At 45.9% G+C, this 538-nt stretch carries 1 protein-coding gene; it reads left to right on the top strand.

Annotation, left to right across the window (positions count from 1 at the left end; genetic code table 11):
• Positions 1–393: transposase (locus tag AN214_RS21870; protein WP_152960856.1), on the top strand; the 393-nt coding region annotated here is incomplete at its 5' end.
• Positions 394–538 lie beyond the last annotated feature (145 nt).

Raw genomic sequence — 538 nt, 5'->3', positions numbered from 1 at the left:
CATCCGCGTAAGCTGATGAGTTACCTCGGCCTTGTACCAAGTGAACACTCAAGTGGCGGTAAAAGGCATATTGGCGCAATTACTAAATGTGGCAATGGTCGAGCAAGACGATTGTTAGTCGAAGGTGCACACACATACAGGTATGCCGCTAATATCTCCACTGATATGCAAAAACGACAAGAAGGCTTACCAAAACAGATTGTTGATATCGCATGGAAAGCACAAGTAAGGCTCTGCAAGCGTTACAAAAAGCTCATTAATAAAGGCAAGCATTACAACCTTGTGGTCACAGCGATTGCGCGAGAAATGATTGCCTATATCTGGGCTATCGCAAAAGAAGTGGTACTCGTCCCCGTTAATCCAAAATTGCGAATAGCGCGAGTACCCGCTTAATATGAACGAATTAGAGTTAATGCATTGGGTCAAGCATCGGGTGTGGCACAACCACTGACGGCGTTAGGATGGCGATGCTGCTCACGCAGCATTGAACCACGAACATAGACTGAAGACAGGTGCCACGTCGAATTAAGTAAAGTCT

It is taken from the genome of Pseudoalteromonas sp. P1-9 (assembly GCF_001399975.1).
Classification (GTDB): Bacteria; Pseudomonadota; Gammaproteobacteria; order Enterobacterales; family Alteromonadaceae; genus Pseudoalteromonas.
The sequence above is the reverse complement of the archived record's forward strand: the minus strand, read 5'-3'. Positions and strand labels throughout refer to the sequence as shown.